The organism is Thermococcus alcaliphilus (assembly GCF_024054535.1).
GTDB classification, from domain to species: domain Archaea; phylum Methanobacteriota_B; class Thermococci; order Thermococcales; family Thermococcaceae; genus Thermococcus_A; species Thermococcus_A alcaliphilus.
The window spans coordinates 1-24193 of the sequence record NZ_JAMXLV010000008.1; the positions used below are offsets into that span (position 1 = coordinate 1).

Consider the following 24193-nt stretch of genomic DNA (forward strand, 5'->3'; position numbering starts at 1 on the left):
GGTTTCAACAGTAAACGTCAAGTGGCCAGATGATTATACAGCATGGTGGTATGCCAGCTGGTACGGATGGCTTCCATCAGCAGTTGGATGGGAAGTTCCAGAGGAAGAATTAATAACAGTAAAAGAACTTGTTGACGAGCTTGGAGGGCCCGAGGCTGTTATCGAGAACTTCCAGCTCAAGTACTACAACACCCCCGACAAGCTTGCCGAGCTTTATGACATGACTGTAGAGGAGATTACCAAGATTCTCGTTCTCGGTAGCGTTGACTTCAACGGCAAGAAGTACGAGATGGAAGAAGGTAACGTCGACCAGTACTGGGACCTCCAGAAGATCTCAATGGCTTTAGGTGTAAGAGACTCACAAAAGGTATTCCTCGTCGAAACCTGGGAGTACTTCCCAGTCAACAAAGAGAGAGTTAAGGCAATCGCAAGAGACGTTTCTTCAGGATTATGGACAAGATGGAGCCTAATCACAGCAGAAACCCCAGACAAAGTAGTAAAAGTCGCCGAATTCTCAGCAACAGGAGCACTCTTCATGAGCGCATTCAACCCAGTTGGTGGTATCGACGACGTTTACAGCTCAGCAATCTGGAGAGTAGTATATGATTACGCAATGTATACTGACCTTGCAACTGGAACATACATTCCAGTTAGATGTGACTACAAAGTCGAGAGAGGGCCAGTCACAGTACCAGATGACGCTGTAGTTTACGACACTGTCCAAGACAAGTGGGTTGTTGCTCACGCTGGAGAAGAGGCCAAGGTCAAGATTACCTACGACTGTAAGTTCGGCAACTGGCACGATGGCCACCCAATGACCATGGCTGACATCAAGTACGCTGCCGCATTCAGCTGGGAGTGGTCAACCAAAGATGGCGACGACGATCCATACTACGATGACAAGTTGGCTTCAGCTGCAGAGAGCCTTGCAAAGATCAAGGGTATTGAGTGGGTTGACGAAGACACCTACGTCGTCTACAGCGACTTAACACACCCAGTTGCCGATGACGTTACAGCCAACATGAACGTTTTCTGGGCTTCACAACCATGGCAACTCCTCTACGCTGAAAGCGAACTCGTCGCCAAGGGAGAAGAATACGGCGCATCACAGAAGTACTCCTTCAGTGAAGAAGCTGAAGGTGTCGCACAGCTTGACCTCCTCGTGAAGGATCACGTTGCCGACTTGAAGAAGGTTCTTGAGGCCTTGAAGGCCAAGAATGCCGTTCCATCCGCAATTGCCGATGATGTAAGCGACCCAAGCGAAGGCTACACCAAGATAATTGACTGGATCAACAGCAAGGGACACGCGGTAATAAGCAACGGACCATTCTACATTGAGAGCTATGATCCAGACAAGATCTTCCTCGAGTTGAGGGCATTTAGAGACCCAACATACCCATTCGACCTTGACTACTGGAAGCAGAGATTAATACTTGCAAAGCTCGAGCTCGCTGGAATCGATGTTCCAACCAGAATATTCACTGGCGATGACTTAAAGGTTGCAGTTAAGGCCAACTTAGTTGAAGAGTATCCAGAGACTGGTACAAAACCTGCTGACAAGGGATTCGTCTTTGTTGAAGTGAAGGACGAGAAGGGACAAACAGTGTTCAGCGGTGAGGCTAAGCTCGCCACAGCTGGAAGCTTTGAAGTAACAATACCAGGCTCAGAAACTGCCAAGTGGGAGGCTGGAAGATACGAAGTTTACGTCAAAGGTGGACTAGAAGAGGGCGTTGTTTCATTCACTGACAAGAAGGCATTGATTGTTATTAAGAAAGAAGAAACAACATCGCCATCACCAACATCAAGCCCGAGCCCAACGAGCTCTCCAAGTCCGACTTCTTCACCAAGCCCAACAAGCTCTCCAAGCCCAACGGCAACCGGAGGAATCTGCGGACCAGCAGCACTCGTAGGACTAGCACTAATCCCACTACTCCTAAGAAAAAAGAAGTGATATCCCTTCTTTAAATTTTTAATTTTCCTCTTCTTTTTAATTGTGGAGGTCGAGAATGTCTAACTAATATAGGCATTCCATTTCGATAAGCATTTAAACGCGTTTCTATGTCTCTGTTTGTGCTCATAAGCCTTTTACTGGAGACTAAATAGAAAAATATATAAAGTTTTACAAACTTGAAAATGTTGATGAATGATAAAAAGCCTCAATGTACACATTTGAATGGAGGTGTGTAAGTTGGGATATGGAAAATACATTGCGATTAGGCTCCTTAACGCACTGCTGGTTCTTGCTCTAGTTACTTTACTGGTTTCAGTGCTCTTTACAAAAGTAGCTGAGGAAGACATCAAATCAAGTATCCAGGAACAAATAAACCTCAAACTTAGATCGAACCCTGAACTTCAAAAACAATTAGCCGCAGATCCAGAAAAGCTCCAAGAATGGTATCAAAGAGAATATAACAGACTTATTCGTGTGTATGAATTAGACAAGCCGTTTTGGGTTAGAGTGGTGGAAAGAACAAAAGACACATTGACCCTCAATTTTGGAAATACAAAATCGCCAATCTTTGGTGAAACTGCCGTTAGTAAGATAATTGCAAAAGCAATCCCAAGAACCGTCATCTTGTTCACAACAGCACAGATCTTTGTTATTTTAATAGGCCTCCTCTTGGGTGTAAAAGCAGCACAGATGGCAGGAAGCATATTAGACAGAGGAGTATCCATAATAGCAATGGTCACAAGCAGTATCCCAATGTGGTGGTTCGGAATGATGATGATTCTAATATTCTCATTCAAGATGGGCTGGTTCCCAAGCGGTGGAATGACCTCAATGCCACCCAAAGAAGGCTTTGCATATTATCTTGACGTCCTCTACCATATGGTTCTTCCAGTGACTACAATAGTCTTCGTTCTGTTTGGTGGATGGGCCTGGACAACCAGGAACATTATGATTGGTACAATGCAGGAAGACTTCATCATGGCCGCAAGAGCAAAGGGTGTTCCTGAAAGAAAAGTCATTTACGGACACGCCCTAAGAGCATCAGCTCCACCAATAGTGACAATGACAATATTCAGCCTTCTTGGTTCAATTGGTGGTGCCATTATTACCGAGAGCGTTTTCAACTGGCCAGGAATGGGAAGATTGTACTGGACTGCTTTGCAGCAAAATGAGACTAGGTTATTAATGGGTGTAACGTTCGTTACAGTGGCATTATATTTGATAGCGATGATCATTGCAGATTTGGCTTATGGATATCTAGACCCAAGAGTCAAAGTTGGTGCATCCCAGTCAACATGAGGTGAAGAGCAATGAGATGGGTTGACGTAAAAGCGAGCTTAAAGGATTTCTGGTTTGAATTTAGAAGACAAAAAGGTGGGTTATTCGGACTAGCATTGCTATTCCTGTTGATATTCACCGCTCTTGCAGCTCCATACATAACCGAACCAGACATCCCTAAGAAGTGGACACAGTATTGGGAAGGGAATCCTGTAACAGTGCCCCCAGTTTGGTATAACTATTTCACAACCAAAAAACTGGCTCCCCACGAAGTTTTAACGGCAAATGACCTCAAGATAACCGCTGATGGGCAAGACATCGGTGGAGGAATGAAGTACTATAGCTTCGAATTCACTTACGAGAACAATTACGATGTACCCCCATCAGATATCATAATAAGAAACATTGGAGTTAAGCTGGCAGATATAAACTCCCCTGCTCAAATCGTTGTCACAGTAATAAGACCTGACGGAAACAAGATAGAACTCCTTAACACTGAGCTAAGAGAGGGCTCCATATACCAATTAGCAAAAGATGGAAAAGTTAAAGCCGCGGTATTCCAATGGGCATCTCAATTTGAAAACCCTGAGACGATCGCAGAAGGTGGAGAAACTCTAAAGAACACGATGGACACCATGAAAGTAATATTTGCCAAAGCCCAAGAGGGCATTCTAACAAACCCCGAAGCTCTTAAAGGAACATATACCTTCCAAGTAGAAATCTTTACATTCACAGAAGGAGATCAAGTAGATTTAAGCACCACACAGATCATCCTCTCAGGAAGAACTTATGGGTTAATGGGAACCGATTATAAGGCTAGAGACCTCTGGGCAGGCCTCGTGTGGGGAACAAGAGTATCCCTCACGGTAGGTGTTACAGTAGCAGTTCTTACGGTCCTTATAGGTATCTTCTATGGAGTTACAAGTGCTTATCTCGGTGGATGGAAAGATGAGTTCATGCAGAGAGTTAACGAATTCTGGGCTTCAATACCAACACTACCAATACTTATCCTTCTCGGCGCTGCGTTCAAGGGACACGTTAGCCTTTGGACAATAGTCTTTCTAATGGTTGCATTCTACTGGACAGGAATTGCGAAAGTTGCAAGAAGTATGGCACTACAGATTAAAGAACAAACTTATGTGGAAGCCGCAATTGCCCTCGGTGCCGGTACTGGAAGAATTATCTTCAAACACATAATGCCCCAGATTATGCCATATGCATTTGCAGCAATGGCTCTTAACGTTCCCGGTGCAGTTTTAACTGAAGCATCACTTAGCTTCCTTGGATTAGGTGATCCAACTGCAGTTACATGGGGACAAATACTCTACGATGCACAGACCCAGAGTGCTACAATTAACGGGTACTGGTGGTGGGTTATTCCACCAGGACTAGCAATTACATTAGTAGCATTCACCTTCGTGTTGATTGGTATCTCACTTGATAGAGTACTTAACCCAAGACTGAAGAGACTGTGAGGTGGATAAAATGGCCAAGAATGTACTTGAAGTTAAGGACCTTAAAATGTACTACTTCACTTCAAGAGGACCTGTGAGAGCAGTCGACAACATCACGTTTGAGCTCAAAAAGGGTGAAGTTTTAGGCCTAGCAGGGGAAAGTGGATGTGGAAAGTCATCACTGGGCTTTACGTTAATGGGAATGCCTACTCCTCCGGGAAAGATCATTGGAGGAAGCATAAAAATCGATGGCAGAGAGATCGTTGGATTGCCTGAAGAGGTTCTCAGGAGAGAGATTAGATGGCAGAAAATCTCAATGATATTCCAGGGTGCCATGAACGCCCTAAACCCAGTTTACACTGTCGGATATCAAATGATAGAACCATTAATATACCACAAAGGTATGACAAAGGAAGAAGCTTTGGATAGAGCCATGAGATACCTAGAGCTAGTTGGACTTGCCCCAGAGATAGTTTATAGATATCCACACGAGCTCAGTGGTGGAATGAAGCAGAGAGTCGTCATTGCTACTGCACTGCTCCTCGAACCAGAAGTCGTCATTGCGGATGAGCCAACGACAGCTTTGGACGTGGTTGTCCAAGCTCAGATCATAAACCTCATGAAGAAGCTGAAAAAAGAACTGGGTCTATCGATGATATTCATCACACACGATTTGAGCATTCTTGCAGAGATAAGTGATAGAGTAGCAATAATGTATGCAGGAAAAATAGTAGAAATTGGAGACAGCGAAAAGATATACTACGAGCCAGCTCACCCATACACTCAAAAACTCCTAGCTGCAATCCCAAGGTTACATGAGGATGTCGAGAGGCTCGAGTTTATACCCGGACAACCACCTAACCTAATACACCCACCCAGTGGATGTCGCTTCCACCCAAGATGTCCATACGCAATGCAACAATGTAAGGAACAAATCCCAGAACTGAAAGAGATTGAGAAAGATCACTATGCTGCATGCTGGTTGTTGTGAGGGATGAAAAATGGCGGAACCTGTATTAAGGGTTGAGAACCTCAAGAAGTACTTCCCAATTAAGAGAGGCCTACTAGCAGGACTTAGAGGAGAGCCCCCTAGGTTCGTCAGAGCGGTAGATGGCGTTAGCTTTGAGGTTTATAAGCAAGAAGTCTTTGCACTGGTAGGAGAGAGCGGATGTGGAAAAACTACCACTGGAAAACTAGTAATGAAGCTATTAGAACCCACAGACGGAAAAATTTATCTTGAAGGGCAGGATGTAACAGAACTCAAAACTCAAGAGGAGATTAAGGCATATAGAAGAAAAGTCCAGATGGTCTTTCAGGATCCATTCTCCTCAATGAACCCAAGATTCAGAATATACGATGTATTAGAAGAACCACTCTTGATTCACGGAATTGGTGAGACAAAAGCAGAAAGAGAAGAACTTATTTACAAGGCACTTGAGATGGTTAAAATCGTTCCTCCTGAAGATTACGTGGGCAGACATCCACACATGCTCTCTGGAGGACAGAGACAGAGAGTAGCTATTGCAAGAGCTTTGATACTTAACCCAACGTTCATAGTGGCAGATGAGCCAGTCTCGATGCTTGACGTTTCAATTAGAGCAGAAGTCCTTGAATTGATGAAAGAGCTCAAAGAAAAGATGGGTGTTACATACCTCTACATCACTCACGATCTATCAACAGCCAGATACTTTGCAGACCACATTGCGGTCATGTACCTAGGAAGAATTGTTGAGATGGGGCCTGCAAAAGTGGTAATCGACAATCCAATACACCCCTATACAAGAGCATTACTTGCAGCAGTGCCAGAGCCAATACCAGAGAGAAGAAACATAATCAAGGAGGTACCAATTAAAGGTGAAGTTCCAAACGCTGCAAATATCCCACCAGGCTGTAGGTTCCATCCAAGATGTCTGTACATGGAGAAAGGACTCTGCGATGTCAAGCACCCGCAATTAGTAGAATACGAGCACAACCACTGGGTAGAATGCTGGCTAGCTGGAAAAATTTAATCTGTTCTTACCTCAATCTTTATATTTTTGTTTCTGAAAAATCCCTTGTGGGTGATGTGATGGTAACTTTTAAAGACGCACTTAGATATCCCCTAATAAAAGCAGGGCTACTTTTTTTATTCTTGGCCATAATACTCGCTTTCATCTCTATGTATGGAGTCCCAAAGAGTGGTAATTGGCATGGAAACTTACAACAGGGCCAGCATTTAATCGGAGATTCCCAATTTGAAAAAGAGTATTTCATAAACAATAGAACCCTCACGTTGTATTCCCAAAACGCATCGGTGATCATTGTTCATGGAAACAAAGTTGATGCATATAGGCTAAACAATAATTCTGTAACGTTAAATCCTCTTTCTCAGCCCCAGATAAATGTAGAGAGCGGAAATGTTTCTTATGTGTATGATGTGAAAGGAGTTCAATATCCCTATTCCCCTCTAGCGTGGGTAGCATTTATCTCGATGCTGGTAGGGAGTGCCTTGAGTCTTATTGGATACGTAAGGTTTATGGAAGAACTAAAGGGAGGTTAAAAAAATGAGGGAACTAAATTTTGAAGAGGTTATCGGTAGGCTTGTCTCATTTATAAAAGAGAAGACAGAAGAAGCAAAAGCTAAGGGAGTGGTAATTGGAATTAGTGGTGGGGTAGACAGTGCCACTGTAGCTCACCTTGCAACAAAGGCACTCGGAAAAGAAAAGGTACTAGGCCTTATAATGCCCTATTACATGAACCAAGACGTTGAAGATGCTTTGCTAGTATGCAAAAAACTCGGAATTGAGCATAAACTCATCAGCATAAAAGAAATCGTAGATGCGTTTGAAAAAAGCATTGGCTTTGAGCTTGACAAAGTTTCCAAAGGTAATTTAATGGCAAGAACCAGAATGATACTTTTGTATGCCCATGCAAACTCAAGAAACTACCTTGTTTTAGGGACGTCCAATAAAAGCGAATTTCTGACAGGATACTTTACAAAGTGGGGAGACGGAGCTAGTGACTATGCCCCTTTAATCAACCTATACAAAACAGAAGTTTGGGAAATTGCCAAAAGGATTGGCGTTCCAGAGAGAATAATAACCAAAAAACCAAGTGCTGGTCTATGGGAAGGACAAAGCGATGAGGATGAACTGGGAATTAGCTACAAACTTTTAGATGAAATCCTCTATAGATTGGTAGATTTAAAAATGGAAAAGAACAAAATTGCCGAAGAGCTAAATGTCCCAATGGAGAAAGTTGAGTATGTTGAACATCTAGTCAAAAAAAGCGAACACAAAAGGAGACTTCCTGTGGGACCAAAAATCTAACGGTGAAATGCATTGAAAAAAGGGTACATACTAGTCTTTTTAGCCGCGAGTATGTGGGGAACTCTTGGGATTTTCGCTAAATTGCTCTATGGCTTCGGATTAGATCCGTTTACAATAACATTCTACAGAGCATCCATAGCGTTTGCCCTTCTCTTTGTTTATAATCTCTCCAAAGGCCTTCAGATTAAAAAGCATAGACTGCCTTTTTATGCATTTTATGGTTTTTTTGCAGTGTTCTTGTTTTATATATTGTATTTCTACACTGTTAAAATTTCATCAGTGTCTTTGGCGGTCCTTCTATTGTATTCCGCCCCGGTTTATTCCACTATACTGGGATATTTCATCTTTGGTGAAAAAATCACTTCCATAAAGCTCGCAGCACTTGTAATGGCAATAATAGGAGTTCTCCTAGTTGTTAATCCCAACGGAGGAAGTGTGAGTAAGCTAGCTATAGTATTAGGACTTCTATCCGGACTTACATACGCTCTCTATGGAATTTTGGCAAAACTCGCTGTAAAAAATGAAAAACCAGAAGAAGCCCTTCTTTACACAATAGGTTTTGGAGCACTTTTCCTAGCGCCGTTCTCGAATTTTGAAATCCCTATCTCTTCTTTGCCATGCCTTTTTGGACTAGCATTCTTTCCAACATTTTTGGCATACATTTTATACAATACTGCACTTAAAGAGATAGAAGTCAGCAGAGCATCGATAATAGCCACGGTAGAACCGGTAGTTGCTTTAATCCTTGCTTACCTCATATTCCACGAAATCCTAACAACCAAACAAGTGATTGGAGCCATATTAATAATTTTAGGTTCTCTCATGCTCCACATAGAAGAAAGAAATGAGAAAGATCAAACATAGAAGTAGCGCTCAAGTTCCCATTCTGTAACCTTTATTGTCCTTCTGTTAATCCCGTTCTTTTCTAAGTATCTCTGATAGGCCTCCCATTCCTTTGTTTTGTATTCCATGAAGTTGTGATAAGCCTTTCCAAGGACATCTCTAATTACTTTGTCCCTCTTTAGTTCTCCGAGGGCTTCTTCCAAAGTAGTAGGCAAAACATCTATTCCTAGAGACCACCTTTCTTTTTCTCCCATCTCATATACGTTCTCTTCCACATAAGCAAACGGTTCGATTTTATGCTTTATTCCATCAATACCAGCCATTAAAATAACTGCAAACGCAAGGTACGGATTTGCACTTGGGTCAGGACAGCGGTATTCTATCCTTGCCCCATTGCCCACATACGCAGGAACCCTTATTAGAGCACTCCTGTTTTTGTATCCCCAAGAGATGTATACCGGAGCCTCATATCCAGGCACAAGACGTTTGTATGAGTTAACAGTGGGATTAGTTACTGCCGTTAAAGCTTTTGCGTGCTTTAAAACGCCTCCGATGAAGTAAAGAGCATCGTCGCTTAACCCTTTTTCTCCCCTGAAGATGTTCTCCCCTTCTTTCCAAAGACTTATATGAAGATGCATCCCATTGCCAGGCTTGCCAAAAAGGGGTTTTGGCATAAACGTAGCGTAGAGACCATAGCTTTCCGCAACTGCTTTAACCAAATACTTGAACCTGACTATATTGTCGGCAGTTGTTAACGCATCTGCAAAGCGAAAATCTATTTCATGCTGTCCCGGACCAACTTCATGGTGCAGAACTTCGGGGATTAACTTAAACGCGGGCATATAATGGGCTATGACCCTCTTCATTTCCCTCGCTTTGTCCAGATTAACAAGATCGAAATATCCTCCCCCATCAGGAAGCTTGAGCTCCCATGAGCCGTTCTTTTCAAAGAGGTAAAATTCTGGTTCAGGGCCTATATAAGCTGTTATTCCCATCTTTTTCAGTTCTTCCACGACCGAGTTCAGGATTCTTCTAGGATCAGCATGGTATGGCTTACCATCTTTGTATATATACCCAAATACTTTTGCTATCTCTTCCCACGGAACTTCAACATAAGTAGTTGGATCCGCTTTGAAAAGAAGGTCACTGTCCTCTATTCCCTGAAATCCTGGAATTGAAGAGCCATCAAAGGATATTCCATCAGTAACTGCTTCTTCATACCTTTCAATTGGAACCTCCATCCCCTTTGGAACCCCGTTTATATCAACAAAAATCAACTGTAAGAATTTAGGTTTGTTTGAATCATGCTTGATAATGGATTTAATTTCGTTCATTTTCACCCCACCTTTTTGATGATATTTTCAGTATTAAACATGCAAGTCTATACAATGTTTATAATATAAGTTTTTCTACTGAACTATTGGCAAAATGTCAAATGATCATAGTCGTATCATATATATGTCTAAAAATCGCTGTGTTGAATGAAGAATTTGACTTATTGTTGTCAAAAATATCCCAAAGAAAGTTTTTTATTCTCCTCTAGAAAGAATACCAACATGCCTAAAGAAGACGAGATAATCCAAAAAGAACTCTCACGGTTAAATTTCCACTTACCCAAAAGCAGAAAGAGCCTCAAAACTCTCCTCGAAGAAGACGACCCTAAAGTACAGCTTAGAGACGGCCAGTTCCATTTTTTTAAGAAAGATGAACTGAAGTATCTTAGCACTTTACTTGATAGCAACGAATACAAGTCTCTTTATCTCCCTATAATACTTGAGATTACTCCGACGTGGCATGGCTACTTTAGGGTTAGGGGAAAAACTGCAGTCAAAGTTATTGAAAAAATACTCGGAACATATGACCTCTTGGAAGAAAAAAGTGAAGTGATACTTCCCCGTTATTTTATTCCAGAAATTCGAAAAAAGTTACCTACAACAACAACCTACGCATTTATAGTAGAGTAAGTCGGAGGGATAAAAATGGATGAAAACAAAATTCTGCTCCATTATTACATGTTCACAATTCCCCAAATAACAGTTTTTGCTGGAGCAATACTGGGTATACTTCTCATTTTACACGTTGATGTGAAGAAAGCACTCGGAATATTTGCTACTTTTTATGGGGTTTTACTTATCATAATAGCTGCACTAGTTAGAAACCAGTTTTCAAAGTTGCCGTTATACCGAATAAGTTTATTGTTTTTTACAATATTCGCACTCTTAGGCATCTTATTGCTTATAATGTGAAACTTTATATTTATCGAATTACAAATTATCTAGGGGAAGAGTTATGAAGAAGCTCATCGCAGCCATCACAACATTATTAGTGTTCTCTTCCTTAGTGTCTTCCCAATACCTATTTTTCTCAACACTGGAAGGCAACATCATTGTAGTCTCTGGGGACTATAGGGAAGGAACCCTTACCATTGTGAACAATGGAGACAGGGAGTTTCAAGTAGTAAGTTATAGGAGATATTACACAGTCGATGAAAACAATAGAGAAGTTTCTGGAATTAAACTTGAGATCTACAAATCCACAGGGGAACTCGTATCTCCCGGAGTTCTATATACATATTGGAAAGCTGGAGAAACAAGAACTTTAAGATACAAGATCTATGTCAATGAAAGTGTAAAACCAGGTAAATATACCCTCTTCATAGTACTTTGGGGATTTTCAGGATCAGGGGAGATAAGCATTATCACGGTTCCCGTTTCGCTTGAGGTTACGGATATCCCACTGATATTTAAAGAAACTGTTGTGCAAATAAAAGGTCGCGGTGCCTTAACTTTTCACGTATTAAATGGAGAAACATTGGAAATACACTCTACAGTTTATAACCTCAAAAATTCCCCTGTGTTTGTAAAAGGAAGTGTATACCTAGAAAGGGATGGGAATCAGTATCTCAAAAAAGACATAGCGGTAAACTTAACTCCGGGAGAAAACTTAGTTCAGGCAAACATTTCAATTCCCTATGAATTTCCTTCTGGCCACTACAAGCTGATATATACCCTTACGTATTCAAAAGGAACATATTTGTTCTCAAAAGATTTCTACATATCCTTTGGAGTTGATCTAGTGGAAATTTCCCTAGAAAAAATCCAAATAATGGAAGATGAGTCAAACACCGTATATCTTACGATATTATCCGAGAGATTTATCCCAGTAAATCTCAGCATTGAAGTGTATGAAGCCAACAATGAGCATATATACAACCAAACCAAGGAGATCACACTTAATAAAGGAAGTAATATTGCGAAAATACACCTACCTCCGCTACCTCCAGGTAACAAGAAAATAATAGGGAAGATATCTTTTGGGGATATAGAACTCGACCAGGGTTCTTCCAGCTACGATGTATTGGCATACCCAAAGATTGAGAAGGTCTCCTACCAAAAGCTTTCTCTAGCTCCAGATAAAGGACAGGTTAAGTTTTTAGTAGAAATCAGTAACAAAAACCCCCACGAGATAAAGGGAATCCTATCCTACAGCTTTTTTGGCACTAACGGTACGATATTAAAAGGCTCCAGAGATCTTGTATTACTTCCAGGGGACAATGAGGTAGAATTTACTGTAGAAGTCCCTCTGGGAGAGATAGGATACGAAATTTCTCTGGAAAGTAGGGGGAAAGAGCAGAAGGTTAATGGAAAATTAAAACTGGAGCTTCCAAGTCCTACAACTACCTCTTCAACTCAAAGCTCTTCTTCATTAACAAGCTCTTCCACCAGCTCCATTCCCCCCAAAGAAACTTCAACAAAATACTATGTTATTGCAATAGCATTGCTTATACTGCTTTTCCTGCTTCTGTTTGGCTACTACTCAAGATCCAAAAAGCCAAGGAGAAAAAGAGAGCGACCCAAACCAAAGAGGAAATCTCCATTAGGTAAGTTCAGGAAACCAAAAAAGCCGGAGGTTAAAGAGTATAGAGAACTACCCAAAAAATGACCAAATCTTTATAATTTCTTTTCTTTAATTTTAACACGGTGAGGGGGCTGGGGCCCTCGGGTATTTGACCCGAGGAAGTTCCGCCCACCGCACCGGGGCCGCGGTGCCGCAAGGCACCTCCCGGAAGGGAGGGCAACGGCGCAGAAATGACACGTCCCTCGGGAAATGTGGATGAAAGCGGTGAAGGTTCCCGGCGACGGGAGCCGAGTTAACCCGCAGACAATCCCGAGGGGAGCGGTGAAACGGCCGTCCCGCGGGGTGCAAGGCCAAGATAGGGGCTATGAGTTCCCGGTGTGAGCCCCGTGGTAGGCCGCTCAGTCGAATGCCCCTTAATACAGAAGGCGGGCTATAGCCCCCTCACCTCATTTTTAAATCCAAAATAGAAGCCATCAAAATTAGGGTTCCTCCAATTATTGTTCTTGCAGTGGGCACTTCTCCAAGAATTAGCAGTGCATAGACAACTGCACTCAAAGGATCGATATAGCTTAAAAGGGCTGCCTCATTTGCTTCTACTTCCTTAAGACCATCCATATAAATTAGGAGAGCAAATGCAGTATGAACTATCGCAATAATCCCAACAACAGATAAGGAGTAAGTAGAGACCTTTAATCCATCAAAAAACCCTACTAACGGAAAAAGAACTAACATAGCAAAAAAGAGCTGAAAAAACGTTAAATATGAGCTTTCGATGTCCTTTAGGTATCTGCCTAAGATAGTTACACCGGCATAAAATAAAGCTCCTAAAAATGCAAAAATTATTCCCAGAAAATCTTTGCTTTTAAGGGAAATCTCCCCTTGTATTCCTATTATAAACGCTCCTAGAAAGGCTATTAATATAAGAATAACTCTTTTTATTGTTATATCCTCTTTAAGAAATGTCGCGGACAGTATAACAACTATTACCGGAGCTAAATAATAAATGAGTGTTGCTTTTGCAATGTCCGTGTACAAAACGGCCGAAAAGAAAAACACCCAGTTTAATCCAAGCACGGCTCCTAATAGAAATACCAAATGCACTTTGGGTTTTATTTTTGAGAACGCTTTTTTGATCCATCTAGAATCATTAAGAGTATAGAAAAACAAAAAGATAAAGCTACCTAAAAGCACCCTATAAAACGCCAATTTTAAGCCGTTTAGATTTGAATACCTAGCAAAAATTCCCACACTTCCCCATATAGCCATAGAGACTATTATTTTAGCCCGTCCGGAGATCATAAATTGTCCCCCGTACTCTCCTTCCATACCTCGTACGCTTCTTTGACCTCTTTTTCTCTAAACTTAGGAACGGCATTTTTAAAGGGATCAAAGGACTCTAGATCTTTCTCACGGTTCCCTATATATGTGGCAATGAGACCTACCTTCGAATGAAGAGAGGAAGGCAAACGAAGAATCCTCTTTACGTCAACAGTTACCCTCCCATCAAAATATGCTTTTGAAAATGTTGTAGATAAACTAAACAATCTTAAAAGGGTCTTGTATCCAACCCCCTGTGGAAAGGCTGTCAATAGGGCTTTTCTTGCAAAATTCTCATAGATCTCATCCCTGTTCTCCATTATCATGCTGATTTGTTTCTTATTCAGACCAATATTCCTTAGATGGTACTCAGAGATTCTCTTAATAAAATAACCAAACCTCAATCTAAAGACCCTATAATAGCCCGAAGACAACAATATTTTTCTTTCCTGAATATCTTCGAAAGTAATTTCTTCAGCACTGGAAATATAGCTCAAAATTCTTTCTCTAGCTTTTGAATCTAATTCAAGAGCCCAATCATCTAAAACCCTAATATGATAGCCTCTCCCAGAATAAACAACATGGATGTTCTCAAATCCAAAGTCTTCTCTTAGAATAACGAGAGTGTCCTTGGCTAATTCCTTGGCATCTTCAAGACATATCGGGCATACCATTCCCGCTTCGTGATTACACCTCTTCAAGGGAAGATCCTTTGCATCTATGTCAAAAACCAGTTCCGCCCCGAGCCAGCCACTCATATTTTTTGGATCACTATACAGTGCCACGCTAGAATAGATTGAATAGGGAGCCGTAATTTTTACATAATCTTCCAGGTCTTTAACATCTTGAAATACATTTTTTCTGTCATTGGGGCCTTCACCGGTATGATCGAATCCGAACTCCCTATTTTCCAAGGTATCCAAAATAAACTTTGGGATTTTCTTTGAGTCCCATTCTTTTGAATAGTACTTTACCCTCTCCTCTTTGCTGACTTCCCTAAATAGAGTGCTCATTCTCTTCACCTTCACTCTTTTTCTTACTCAAATACAGCCTCCTGAGGTAGTAGGTCAATGGATTTTTGATGTACCTACAGTCTTTATCTGGCTTGCAGAGCTGAGGAGCACTAGAGCGTATTTTTTCACAATTAGGGGGGAAATACCATGTTGAATTTCCACTGTCCTCTAAACTCGGCTCCAGTGTATAACCAAAACCTAGGTGATACCATATGTTCTTAATCTCATTCGGCTGATCCTGAAAGAGGGGCGGCTTACATCTATTGCCTGCCTGAATTATCAAAGGTAGAATCTCTTCTTTTATTACCTTTAGATCCTTAACGCAGTCTTTTACTTTAACGTCCCTTTTAGGAGGGTTAGGGCATATTCTAGCATAGCTCAAGAAGGAAGTCAGCAATACAGTTATAGCATAGTTCCTCAATCCGCTTGGAACTCCACCTAGGGCTATTTTAACACATGGAGGAAAGAGATCAAAACGCAAAGGCTGAGCTGTGGTGCTGAATTTCTCAACTCTCTCTTTAAAGTATTCCCGAGCAAGCTCACTTAGCCTAGAATAAAGTTCTACGTAATAGTGAGGCAACTCTTCTCTAATATCATAAAGAATGTTAACAGCTTTTTCGAGGTTTTTCTCAAAGCTCTTCTTCCATAGCTCAATCACTTGCGCTTTATTTAAATACACATACCCATTTCTTATGTAAAAATCTTTAAGAGACCCTTCATTCAAGGAAAGAAATTCTTTCAGAGGTATCTTGTACTTGAGGATTATTTTATCCTTTTCTTCGGGGGGCAATTCTTCATGGAGGATTTTTTCAATTATTGTCTTATCCCTCTTTGGAATCTCATTTTCTGATGGTTTTTCTAATGGAAGTGCGAGCTCCTCAAAGTTCTCTGATAATGCTATCTTTGTTAGATATATCTTCAAGTTTGCCTCTTTAACCAGTTCCATCTCCACACCATAGGGAGAAAATGCCAAAGCGCCTAAAAGAGCATAAAAGCTTATCAAATCCTTCCAATCATTCAAAGTTAACAGATAATCTGGGATTCTACCAGTATTCACCCACCGAACTCTTTCTAGAGCCAATTCTATGTCCAGATAGTTGGGAATAATCTCAAGTAGCTCGTTAATGGTATCAAATTCATTCAACAACTCTTGGGCTCGTCTCCCGAATGGATCTAACATTGGCTCACCTTTTAGAATACTGTCCGTTTCACAATAAAACTCTTTTGTTGGTAAATCATCGTAAAGGTTTATCAACTTGTTAGAAATTTTACAATGTCATAGGCATAGGCAGGCATGAATATCCAAAAACCTTATATTTTAAAGGGTAGTAAATTTAATAGACGAATAAAGAGTGTGAAGTATGCTAATAAGGGTGATTCACTATGATAGACGATTTTTCCAGGAGAAGGGTAAAAAGCGGAATCCCAGGATTTGATGATTTAATTGGAGGGGGATTCTCCGAAGAATCAACTGTCCTTATCACAGGTAGCACCGGAACCGGAAAAACTACTTTTGTAGCTCAATATATATACAAAGGCGCAGAAGAATATGGAGAGCCGGGAGTTTTAGTAACCTTGGAAGAGAGAGCAAAGGATATCAGGAGAGAAATGGCACAGTTTGGATGGGACTTCAAAAAATACGAAAAGGAAGGATTAATAGCAATTGTAGATGGTGTTAGTGCAATTTCTGGAATACCTTCCGAAGAGAGATTTGTTTTGGAAGATAGGATTAACGTAGATAACTTTTTGAGATACATATATCGGGTCGTTAAGGCAATAAACGCGAAGAGACTTGCTATCGATTCTATCCCCTCTATAGCCTTTAGACTTCAGGACGAGAGAGACATTAGGGGAGTTCTCCTAAAGTTAAACACAATTCTTCTCGAGATGGGCGTCACAACGCTCCTCACTACAGAGGCACCAGATCCAAAAGCTGGAAGAATAAGCAGGTATGGAATAGAGGAATATATTGCAAAAGGTGTTGTTATTCTCGATCTTCAAGAGAAAAATATAGAGCTTAAACGTTATCTTCTAATCAGAAAAATGAGGGGAACCAGGCATTCTATGAGAAAGTATCCTTTTGAGATAACCAATCGTGGAGTTGTTGTATATCCCAGTGGTGAAATCTATTGAAAGGAGGGGCTACATTGAATCTAGAGTTAGGTTTTTCACCCCAAGGAGAAATAGAAGAAAGGGTAGAACGAGTTCCCACAGGTATAATCGACTCCTTATTGATGGGGGGAATACCAAAAGGCAGTGTTGTTTTGTTAATTGGAGATCCAAAATCAGGTAAAACTACTTTTATAACCCAGTTTATGTATAATCAGCTTATCTCTGGGGCGAATGTTATAGGGCTTCTCGTTGATGTTTCCAGATATGAATTCATAAGCAATGCACTAGATTTTGGATGGGGATTAATGGGATATTTAAATGACAAGCTCTATATCCTCGATGCGTACACCCAAAGACTACGGGGTGGGCCAAAATTCTCATTTACGGAGGAGGTAATACCAGATATTAGGGATACTTCCCAAGTAATAGACGTTATAAAAGATTTAACCACCAAGATAATTCTAAACAATCCCCATGTTGATAATCCTCCAGTAATTGGAGCAGTTTCGTCTTTAACCCCTATGTTCTTTGAAACCGAAGAGAAGCAAATATATAAGTTCTTGGAGGATTTAAAAGCATTCGCCCATAAAAACAAGCAAGTGTGGATACTAGAAATGAACTCAGGAGTAGAGGAGCCCCACGTTGAAACAATAATTAAGGCAATAGTGGATGGAATTATAGAGATGAAGTTATTTGAGGAAGGAAAGACTTTGAGAAGGTATTTAAGAGTCTACGGAATGAGAAGAACACGTCATGTGCTTTCTTGGATTCCTTATGAGATAACAGAGAAAGGAATTGTACTGCAGAACCAAAATTTGTAGGCACTATTTGAATACCCCCTCATCCATAAAATTTTTTAACCCTATCCTCATTACTATCAATCATGATTAAAATAACAAAACTTGAGATAGTTTTAATAGCAACCTCTATTCTCTCTATTTTGTTACTTTACCTAATAGGAGCAGAGGCTAGCAGTCCAGTATCATTAGAAAAAGCAGAGAAAGGCAACCTAATAAACTTTACAGGCATTTGTGTTTACTCGCAAAAGGACTTTAGTGTCCTATACAATAGAAACGACACGATCATCCTATACAAGACTCTGAAAATGGACAAAAGTTACAAAGTTATAGGTAAACTCCTTGATGAATCAAAACGCACTGTAGAAGCTTTAGAAATACATGAGGTTCCTCATAATGCCTTGAACTTAGAGTCACTTGAAGGAGCATTCTGGAAAGATTCCTCGTGTTATATTTTAACACCTCAGAGAATCAAACTAAGCAAGTGCTTAAATGTCACCAAAGGAGAAAAGGTCAAGGTTTATGGGCTTTTCTATGGAGATAGGTTCCATGTTGTTGATTACATCCCTAAGGGGCTTTTGAAAATGCCCGTAAATGGAATGCCCTTTAGAATTAGAGGAGTTGTAATTCGAAATATAACTCCGACAACAATATGGAACGGAAGTGAGGAAATTAATGCATACCTACCCTACAAAACCAAGCTAGAACTTGGCGATGAAGTTGAGATAACGGGAATTGCAAGGCTTTACTCCACACTCACTATCTATGTCAATTCTCCCAGCGATGTAAAAGTCATTGGAAAGGCAAAGACTGTGCCTGTTGGAAAAGAGACAATTGGGGAGATAGCACATGGAGTGTGCCAGGTCACAAAAGATGGTATTGCCTTAGGCCTAAACTGTACAGAACTGAAACTGTATGGATTCTCGGCTGACTTTGGGGACATCATAGAGTTCTACAGCATAAGAAGGAAAAATTCCTTATATTGTATCAGATGTATGATCAAAATTCCGAGAGAAGAGCTCCCAAATTCAATTTGTAATCCAATCTCTGGCATTCCACTAAAAATACAGGGAAAAGTGGCATGGATAAAAAGATATAAAAACGGATTTGGGCTCGCTAACGTTACCAACGAAAACTGCTGGATACTAGTTAAGTTACCTAAATCTCTAGGAGTCCATCCTGAAGTCAATGAAACACTTACAGCTTTTGGTTTCTATACTACATATCGGGGAGCACCTGCTTTTGAAATACCCTCAAGGGATGACGTATGCTTAGGTGGGTCATGTTAGGTATTTTATTTGGTACAATAACAGGCATTACACCGGCTTTGCATGTTAACACCCTAGCTTCTATTGTTGGAAGTTTTCTGACTTCTTCAGGAGACTTTTCGTATGTGGTACTCCTTTATTCAATGGGGTTAACGCACACGTTCTTGGATGCATTTCCATCAACATTCTTTGGCATTCCAGAAGAAGAAACAGCAATAAGTGTTCTTCCAGCCCACAAACTTGCTCTTCAAGGGCGAGGTCTTGAAGTTATAAACATATCTTTAAAAGCGAGTCTTTTAGCTGCAATATTCTCTGTTCTTCTAGCATTTCCCTACGTTTTATTGGCAAAACATTACACAACTTTTCTTGGGAAGGTTGCTGTGTTTCTACTAGCCTTCTTTCTCATAATCACCGAAAAAGGTGTGAAACGGATATATGCCCTTCTAATTTTTATCCTTTCTGGAATCTTTGGGCTTGTTGTTGATAGGCTTTCTCTTAGAGAGCCATATTTTCATGTTTTTGTTGGACTATTTGGAGTTCCTGCAATATTATTTTCCCTGAATAATAGCCAAAAGATTGAGATAGAGGACTCAAAAATTCAGATGCCAAAAAAGAAGTTTTTAAAATTCTCATTTATTGGAACATTTTTTGGAATGTTAGCTTCGCTTTTACCAACCTTCACATCCTCTCAAGCTGCGCTCTTAGGGAGTTTTCTCTCAAAAGATGAACGTACATTTTTAACAATAGCATTCTCAGTCAACACATCAAATTTCATTTTCAGTCTCATAAATTTTTACGCAACTGGAAAAACCAGAAACGGTATCTTAGTTTTAATTAAAGATACTTACTACCCTCTAAGCTCTGAAGAGCTACTAATTCTGCTGCTTGTAACTGTAATAACCAGCAATATTGCCAATCTCTACGGTGTAAGGCTCTCAAAGATAATTGGAAGGGCAATATCAAAAATCAACTATACAACACTAAATTCAGGAGTGCTACTTTTTATAATAGCCGCATCTCTTTACTTCGACGGGCTACTTGGATTAATGGTCCTTTTAACAGCCACAATAATAGGCCTCAGTGCCACTATTTTTAAAATAAAGCGGACGATCTGTATGGGCGTTTTAATGCTTAAGATAATGGTAAGTTAAACTAGAAAAAAGTTAAAAGAACTAAAGCTCTTCCTTCTTCTCCTTTAATATCTTCTGGAATTCATTGTAATCAGTAACAACCTTAACTCCTTCAAGTGTCTCGAAATATGCTTTCTTGATTTTAATCCTCCTAACATCAGTGTATTTCATCTCTGGAGGATCGTATGAACCCGGCTCAACAACTTCGTCTTCTATCACATACGTTTTAATGTCGGGTTGCCCTATATACTTCCAAACTTCATAAAAAACCTCTGGAGCTAAATGTATTTCTCCATCCACTTCTGTATAGTCTGCCCCAATTGCATCCAGAAACTCTTTTATTACTTCTAAGTTCATAGAACTCACCCAATAGAATATATAGGGGTCAATGGTTAAATACCTATCGCCTTAACTTTGGAAGGGTGAGAAAAATGAGTAAAGTGTATGTTGATGCTCAAGCCTACAGAGCAATTGAAAAGGGAGCAATGATTGTTTTTAAAAAAGGTGTGATAAGAACAGAAGGCGAGATTAAACCGGGAGACATAGTGGAGGTTTATTCTCGAGGAGGGAAATTCTTAGGAAAAGGATTTGTCAATCCAAACTCAAATATAATGGTTCGACTAATTACAAAGGATAGAGATGTAGAGATAAACAAAGAATTGTTCAAGGAGCGCATAAGAAAGGCAAACGAATACAGAAAAAAGGTTTTAGGGTACGACAAGGCATATAGAATGGTTTACGGAGAAGCGGACTATCTGCCAGGTTTGATTGTGGATAGATTTAACGATATAGCATCTCTCCAGATTTCAAGCGCTGGAATGGAGCGGTTTAAGCTTGATGTTGCAGAAGCGATCCTTGAAGTAGAACCCGAAATCGAAACGGTTTTTGAGAAAAATACCGGAAGGTCAAGAAGAAGAGAAGGCTTACCGGAGATAGAGCGAGTCTTGCTTGGAAAAGAAAAATACCGCACGATTATCGAGGAAGGAAAAGCTAAGTTCATCGTGGATATGAGGGGCCAAAAAACCGGATTCTTTTTGGATCAAAGGGAGAATAGGATTGCCCTAGAAAAGTACATCAAAGGCGGAGAGAAGGTGCTTGATGTGTTCACATACACAGGAGGTTTTGCAATTCATGCTGCAGTTGCAGGGGCGGAGAAGGTTATTGCAGTTGATAAGTCTCCATCAGCAATAGAACAAGCAAAAGAAAACGCCAAGCTTAACGGTGTTGAAGATAAAATGGAGTTTATTGTTGGATCAGCATTTGGAGTTATGGAAAAACTACAGAAAAAAGGAGAAAAATTCGACATTGTAGTTCTAGACCCTCCTGCGTTTGTTCAGCATGAGAAAGATCTCAAAAGAGGTCTCAGAGCATACTTCAACGTAAATTATCAAGGATTAAAGCTCGTTAAAGACGGAGGTATATTAGTCACAGCTTCATGCTCCCAGCATGTTGATATGCAGATGTTTAAGGATATGATAATAGCAGCTGCGGCAAAAGCAGGGAAGTTCTTAAAGCTCATTGAACCCTACAGAACTCAGGCACCAGATCACCCAATACTAATGGCTTCAAAAGATACTGAATATCTAAAGTGTTTGTTCCTATACGTGGAAGAGATGAAATGAAATCTTTTTATTTTTGGCATCAGACCGTGGGCGTATCTTCATTGAGCATCTCAGTGGAGGTGCTTTCTCTTCATCTGCCGTATGAATTCTAAAATCCTTCAATATAAGCTTATCGTTTAAAGAATATCAGCGAGTGTCTATATCTAGTCCCCACTTTAAATCGTATATCCTGAACAAAATAACCAATGCGCTCTCCTTCTAAAATTATACTTCTCAACAAACTCTGTTTATCAGGGAGAAAAAGCGCAACCTTCCCGTTTTCCTCTAAATATTGCCATCCTTCTTTAAGAATTTTTATAGAAAAAGCCTCTCCATATTTACCCCCACCAACACCCTCCCTCTCCGTAAGAACACCTTTTGTGGGTTTTTCGTAATATGGAGGTGCAGAGAATATCACATCAAATTTTTCTCCTTTTGATATCAAACCCTCAATAATTTCCCCGTTGCTCTTTATCAGTTTTACTTTGGATTTATTTTGCTCGATATTTCTCCTAGCGTACTCAAAAAACTCATCATCTACTTCAGTTGCCCATACCTCGCAGTTAAAGAGTTTGTCTGCCATGATCGCCATTAAGGCAGAATGTCCAGTTCCTACCTCCAGAACTTTTTCTCCACCCCTTAGGAAAGTCTTTAGGAAGATGAAACGAGAAATCGGCGTTGTGATAAGCCCTCTGGGGTGATATTCAACTTCAATGCCAAAAACTGCCTTTGCAATCGCTTTGTTATATAATATTCTCGCCCTCCTGTTTGATAAATCTAATCTGCCCTTTTTATCAAGGTATCTTTCAAGCTCAGGGAAGATTTTAATTGCTTCCCTAACCGGCAGTCCGAGTCTCCTATCTTTCCATGAAGGCATGGAAGAAAGTTGGAAAAAGTATTTAAAAGCTCACCCCTTTGGGTTTGCGAGTCTTCCCATAAAGAGTATTGTATCACTTTCCCTGTCGTAAATAAGGAAGATGAACGGGTGGTCAGCCTTGAAGACTTTGGGTTTCTCAACCCCCGATGGAGCCGCCAACGTTAGTGTAACGGCGGTCGCCGCGGCCGCCTCCGTTCCGTTCTCAGCGACGCTTATGAAGCTCTTGTGGATGACTTCGCTTATCGCCAGGTTTCCATCATTAGAGATTCCCTCAAAGTCCGGTACCAGGAAGGCACTCTTCATTCCCATGTCCATGAGAACGTCTCTGAGCTTATACGAAGCCTCGAACCTGAACTTCGGCAGTGCAACTTTTACCTTTTCCTCATGCATGTTTTCCAGTATGTTCTCTACGAATTGAACGCTCAGGTTGCCTTCCACCTTTTCAAACTTCCCCTTCCTAGGCAGAATTATCAGCATGCTCAGTCTTTCGCCCTCGTAGGGAAGTTCGAGGGCCTGAAGGTCGTCGTTTTCGAAGTAGGGAAATCTTCCAGTCTGGTGCATCATAGGGACGATGACGGTCTCGTTGGGCGCGTGAAAGGTTTCATTTCTCGTGTTGCTTGCCTCAAACCTGCTGGACCAGTTTGCCTTGAAATAAATCGCGTTCGTTATCACGAGCCTCCTCATGGGGCTTAAGTCTGATACGATGTTCCTAATCCTGCCACTCGTCTGGTTCTCCACCCATGCGTTTATCTCCTTTGCAGCCCCCTGCGGGTCACCCTGGAAGTCGACCTCCCTAGCCTCCCCAAGGTAGAACTCCCCTACAACCCAGAGGTACTTTTCACTTATTGGGTGGTCCCTCTGAACCCAGAGGGCGTTGGCGCTCCTGAGGATGAAGGATGAGCCTTCGGGACTTTTCAGGGAAAGTATGAGATACCTGAAGCCAACCCACCTTGTATCGTTGTCCTCCGGAAGATAGAGGACTCTCTCCATCTCCTCTGCAGTCTTGCCGCTCGCTCCTTCATATGCCATTGCCAATGCCGTCTCGATGCTGAAGGGCGAGAAGAAAAGGTTGCCTTCGTCTTTTGCCAGCTCTTTATAGAGGTCGAAGGCGAAAGAGTTGACCGCCTCCACTATCGGGTCTTCCTGCCCCTCCTTCAGAACGTCGTATTTCGTCATCGGTGGGGTGAAGTGTGGCTCCGTTGAATGTGATACCACTGGACTGCTTGTGGAATGGGGATATCTAACATCGCCTAGACATCCACTAATGAGGACGAGGAGAACAATGATCGGCAGAACCATGCGCCTCATGCAATCACCAAAATTACTACGGACTAGGAGTATAAATACGTCTCGATAGTTTCAACTGCGGTTAAAGTTAAATGGAAA

23 protein-coding genes and 1 other RNA gene are annotated in these 24193 nt (G+C 41.0%); 17 read left to right on the plus strand and 7 right to left on the minus strand.

The genetic code is table 11. The features are described from left to right. The 8 genes from NF859_RS00205 to NF859_RS00240 form a co-directional block, all read left to right on the plus strand. Positions 1-1951 (plus strand): CGP-CTERM sorting domain-containing protein (locus tag NF859_RS00205; protein WP_252742491.1); only part of this gene is annotated, 1951 nt, incomplete at its 5' end. A gap of 237 nt (positions 1952-2188) precedes the next feature. Then, complete coding sequence (locus tag NF859_RS00210; protein ID WP_252742511.1) at positions 2189-3250, plus strand: ABC transporter permease; 1062 nt, start codon at positions 2189-2191, stop codon at positions 3248-3250. Positions 3251-3261: 11 nt separating this feature from the next. After that, on the plus strand, positions 3262-4704 hold the full coding sequence (locus NF859_RS00215; RefSeq protein ID WP_252742492.1) for an ABC transporter permease: 1443 nt from the start codon (positions 3262-3264) through the stop codon (positions 4702-4704). Between the two features lie 10 nt (positions 4705-4714). After that, a complete protein-coding gene (locus NF859_RS00220; RefSeq protein ID WP_004070199.1) occupies positions 4715-5674 on the plus strand; it encodes an ABC transporter ATP-binding protein in 960 nt (319 codons plus the stop codon). A 10-nt stretch (positions 5675-5684) separates the two neighbouring features. Beyond that, positions 5685-6692 (plus strand): ABC transporter ATP-binding protein, encoded by a 1008-nt coding sequence (locus NF859_RS00225; protein WP_004070197.1) that lies wholly within the window; start codon positions 5685-5687, stop codon positions 6690-6692. 47 nt (positions 6693-6739) lie between these two features. Then, the gene (locus tag NF859_RS00230; protein ID WP_252742493.1) at positions 6740-7222 is read left to right on the plus strand and encodes a hypothetical protein; all 483 of its coding nucleotides are present in this window, start codon (positions 6740-6742) and stop codon (positions 7220-7222) included. A 4-nt stretch (positions 7223-7226) separates the two neighbouring features. Next, the gene (locus tag NF859_RS00235) at positions 7227-7991 is read left to right on the plus strand and encodes an NAD+ synthase (RefSeq protein ID WP_252742494.1); all 765 of its coding nucleotides are present in this window, start codon (positions 7227-7229) and stop codon (positions 7989-7991) included. A 12-nt stretch (positions 7992-8003) separates the two neighbouring features. Continuing rightward, entirely contained in the window at positions 8004-8855 is an 852-nt protein-coding gene (locus NF859_RS00240; RefSeq protein ID WP_252742495.1) for a DMT family transporter, read from the plus strand. Here NF859_RS00240 and glnA read toward each other — a convergent pair. Beyond that, a complete protein-coding gene (gene glnA, locus NF859_RS00245; RefSeq protein ID WP_252742496.1) occupies positions 8846-10168 on the minus strand; it encodes a type I glutamate--ammonia ligase in 1323 nt (440 codons plus the stop codon). The genes NF859_RS00240 and glnA overlap by 10 nt on opposite strands. A gap of 222 nt (positions 10169-10390) precedes the next feature. Here glnA and NF859_RS00250 point away from each other — a divergent pair, with 222 nt between their 5' ends. From NF859_RS00250 to rnpB, 4 genes are all read left to right on the plus strand, one after another. After that, the gene (locus tag NF859_RS00250; RefSeq protein WP_252742497.1) at positions 10391-10798 is read left to right on the plus strand and encodes a DUF61 family protein; all 408 of its coding nucleotides are present in this window, start codon (positions 10391-10393) and stop codon (positions 10796-10798) included. A gap of 15 nt (positions 10799-10813) precedes the next feature. After that, the gene (locus tag NF859_RS00255; RefSeq protein WP_252742498.1) at positions 10814-11080 is read left to right on the plus strand and encodes a hypothetical protein; all 267 of its coding nucleotides are present in this window, start codon (positions 10814-10816) and stop codon (positions 11078-11080) included. Between the two features lie 43 nt (positions 11081-11123). Next, positions 11124-12776: a COG1361 family protein gene (locus tag NF859_RS00260; protein ID WP_252742499.1), complete on the plus strand. Its 1653-nt coding sequence runs from the start codon at positions 11124-11126 to the stop codon at positions 12774-12776. 38 nt (positions 12777-12814) lie between these two features. After that, an RNA gene (rnpB, locus tag NF859_RS00265) (RNase P RNA component) lies at positions 12815-13137 on the plus strand. On the opposite strand, the gene NF859_RS00270 is transcribed toward rnpB, so the two are convergent. Genes NF859_RS00270 through priL form a run of 3 tightly spaced genes read right to left on the minus strand, consistent with a single transcriptional unit; the run spans position 13134 to position 16202 of the window. Continuing rightward, positions 13134-13991, minus strand: coding sequence for a DMT family transporter (locus NF859_RS00270; protein ID WP_252742500.1), 858 nt, complete (start codon positions 13989-13991; stop codon positions 13134-13136). The two genes, rnpB and NF859_RS00270, sit on opposite strands and share 4 nt — an antisense overlap. Then, positions 13988-15022: a DNA primase catalytic subunit PriS gene (gene priS / locus NF859_RS00275; protein ID WP_252742501.1), complete on the minus strand. Its 1035-nt coding sequence runs from the start codon at positions 15020-15022 to the stop codon at positions 13988-13990. Before priS ends, NF859_RS00270 begins: the two co-directional genes overlap by 4 nt. After that, positions 15006-16202 carry a DNA primase large subunit PriL gene (priL, locus tag NF859_RS00280; protein ID WP_252742502.1) on the minus strand — a complete coding sequence of 399 codons (1197 nt, stop codon included), beginning with the start codon at positions 16200-16202 and terminating at the stop codon, positions 15006-15008. The genes priS and priL overlap by 17 nt, the downstream gene beginning before the upstream one ends. A gap of 203 nt (positions 16203-16405) precedes the next feature. Here priL and NF859_RS00285 point away from each other — a divergent pair, with 203 nt between their 5' ends. The 4 genes from NF859_RS00285 to NF859_RS00300 all read left to right on the plus strand — a co-directional run bounded on the left by NF859_RS00285 (position 16406) and on the right by NF859_RS00300 (position 20350). Further along, positions 16406-17155: an ATPase domain-containing protein gene (locus NF859_RS00285; protein WP_252742503.1), complete on the plus strand. Its 750-nt coding sequence runs from the start codon at positions 16406-16408 to the stop codon at positions 17153-17155. A gap of 14 nt (positions 17156-17169) precedes the next feature. After that, on the plus strand, positions 17170-17955 hold the full coding sequence (locus tag NF859_RS00290) for an RAD55 family ATPase (RefSeq protein ID WP_252742504.1): 786 nt from the start codon (positions 17170-17172) through the stop codon (positions 17953-17955). Between the two features lie 62 nt (positions 17956-18017). After that, entirely contained in the window at positions 18018-19220 is a 1203-nt protein-coding gene (locus NF859_RS00295) for a single stranded DNA-binding domain-containing protein (RefSeq protein WP_252742505.1), read from the plus strand. Then, positions 19199-20350 carry a tripartite tricarboxylate transporter permease gene (locus tag NF859_RS00300; RefSeq protein WP_252742506.1) on the plus strand — a complete coding sequence of 384 codons (1152 nt, stop codon included), beginning with the start codon at positions 19199-19201 and terminating at the stop codon, positions 20348-20350. The genes NF859_RS00295 and NF859_RS00300 overlap by 22 nt, the downstream gene beginning before the upstream one ends. 21 nt (positions 20351-20371) lie before the next feature. Here the strand turns inward: NF859_RS00300 and NF859_RS00305 are convergent, their stop codons facing one another. Further along, positions 20372-20686, minus strand: coding sequence for a DUF5748 family protein (locus tag NF859_RS00305; RefSeq protein WP_004070173.1), 315 nt, complete (start codon positions 20684-20686; stop codon positions 20372-20374). A 74-nt stretch (positions 20687-20760) separates the two neighbouring features. On the opposite strand from NF859_RS00305, the gene NF859_RS00310 reads away from it, so the two are divergent. Beyond that, positions 20761-21951 carry a class I SAM-dependent rRNA methyltransferase gene (locus NF859_RS00310; protein WP_004070171.1) on the plus strand — a complete coding sequence of 397 codons (1191 nt, stop codon included), beginning with the start codon at positions 20761-20763 and terminating at the stop codon, positions 21949-21951. Between the two features lie 109 nt (positions 21952-22060). Here the strand turns inward: NF859_RS00310 and NF859_RS00315 are convergent, their stop codons facing one another. Both NF859_RS00315 and NF859_RS00320 read right to left on the minus strand, forming a co-directional pair. Further along, a complete protein-coding gene (locus NF859_RS00315; RefSeq protein ID WP_252742507.1) occupies positions 22061-22807 on the minus strand; it encodes an RlmF-related methyltransferase in 747 nt (248 codons plus the stop codon). A 30-nt stretch (positions 22808-22837) separates the two neighbouring features. Further along, complete coding sequence (locus tag NF859_RS00320) at positions 22838-24115, minus strand: serpin family protein (RefSeq protein WP_252742508.1); 1278 nt, start codon at positions 24113-24115, stop codon at positions 22838-22840. Positions 24116-24193: the final 78 nt, after the last annotated feature.